Genomic DNA, 1,547 nt, shown 5'->3' on the forward strand with positions numbered 1-1,547 from the left:
GGGTGCCTCTATGTCTTTCGTCAAGGCGCCCGGGTTCGGTTTGGGGTGGTTCGGGGTTGTTGGGGTTATGCGGCGAGCTCGACATCCCTTGGTGTCCGGGATTCGTAGAAGGTGCCGTCGCGGAGCATGGCGAACAGGACGCTGATGCGTTGGCGGGCGAGGCGGAGGAGGGCTTGGGTGTGGGTCTTGCCGCGGGCTCGCTGGCGGTCGTAGTAGGTGCGGGAGGCGGGGTCGGCGTTCATGCAGGCGAAGGCGGACAGGAACATCGCCCGTTTGAGTTGCCGGTTTCCGCCTCGGGGTGCGTGTTCACCGTGGATGGAGGTCCCGGACGACTTCGTTGTCGGGGCGAGTCCGGCGTAGGAGGCGAGGTGGGCGGCGGTGGGGAAGCTGGTGCCGTCGCCGACGGTGACCAGCAGTGTGGCGGCGGTCCTGACGCCGACGCCGGGCATCGACGTCAGGACCGGGGAAAGAGGGTGGGCCTCCATCAGGGTGTTGATCTGGGCTTCCAGGGCCCGGCGCTGGGTGTGGACGGTGGCCAGGGATGCGGCCAGGGTGGGGATGACGATGTCGAGGGTGCCGGTCCCGGGGACAACGACGGTCTGTTCGTCGAGTGCGTCGAAGACGTCGTCGATCAGCCGCTGGGCCATGCGCGGGGCCTTGGGCCGGATCAGTTCGACGAGTCTGCGGCGGCCGGCTTTGCGCAGTGCGGCCGGGGAACCGTGGCGTTCCAGCAGCCAGGTGACGGCCTGGTGGTCCAGGCGAGGGCCCAGGACGCGTTCCAGGCTGGGGTGGAACTGGGTGAGCAGGCCGCGTATCCGGTTGCTGGTGCGGGTGGCCTCGGCCGCGAGGTCCTGGTCGAAGCCGACCAGGACCGTGAGCTCGGCGGTGATCTCGTCGGTCAGTTCCAGCGAGCGCAGAGTGTGCGGCATGGTGCGGGCGGCGTCCGCGATCACGGCCGCGTCCTTGGCGTCGGTCTTCGCCTCCCCGGGGTAGAGGTCGGCGATCCGGCGCATCGCCAGTCCGGGCAGGTAGGCGACCTGGCAGCCCGCGTCCCGGGCCACGGTCAGCGGCAGGGCGCCGATCGAGGCGGGCTGGTCCACGATCACCAGCACCGTGCCGAACTTCGCGGCCAGCTTGTCGAAGACGGCCCGCAGCTTCGGCTCGCTGTTGGGCAGCTGCTTGTCGAAGACCTTCTTCCCGGCCGGGGTCAGGCCGTGCCCGTGATGGGCACTCTTGCCGACGTCCAGGCCGAGGAACACGCCCACGTCTTCGGTGTCGAACATGGCGCCCTTCCCGGGTTGTTGAACGTGCCGGCCTCGGCGTCGGTGTCGTACTCGCGCATCCACGTTATGCAGACCTGCCATCCGTGAGCTGTACGGCATTGCGCCGGACCGGGTGGTGGCCGGACCTCTGATCAGCGTCTCCGACGGCACCTCCCGGGCCCGGTGACACCACCCCCCAGGTCATCCGTTCGACAGGGGGACACAGTCATACCGGGCCCGGAGGCCAGCGGCCCTCTTGCAGGACCGCGGAAAACATAACGGGGG

Annotated in this window: 1 protein-coding gene; it reads right to left on the reverse strand. The window is 69.2% G+C overall.

What is annotated here, in order from left to right:
• Positions 1-65: 65 nt before the first annotated feature.
• Positions 66-1,283, reverse strand: a complete 1,218-nt coding sequence (locus GWI24_RS44220) for an IS110 family transposase (RefSeq protein WP_210951640.1) — start codon at positions 1,281-1,283, stop codon at positions 66-68.
• Between the last annotated feature and the right edge of the window lie 264 nt (positions 1,284-1,547).

The sequence above is a fragment of the Streptomyces sp. MK37H genome, assembly GCF_018035285.1.
GTDB classification, from domain to species: Bacteria; Actinomycetota; Actinomycetes; order Streptomycetales; family Streptomycetaceae; genus Streptomyces; species Streptomyces endocoffeicus.

Excerpts from the sequence above, each read along its gene's own strand:
- GWI24_RS44220 (WP_210951640.1), bottom strand. The coding sequence starts at position 1,283 with ATGTTCGACACCGAAGACGTGGGCGTGTTCCTCGGCCTGGACGTCGGC.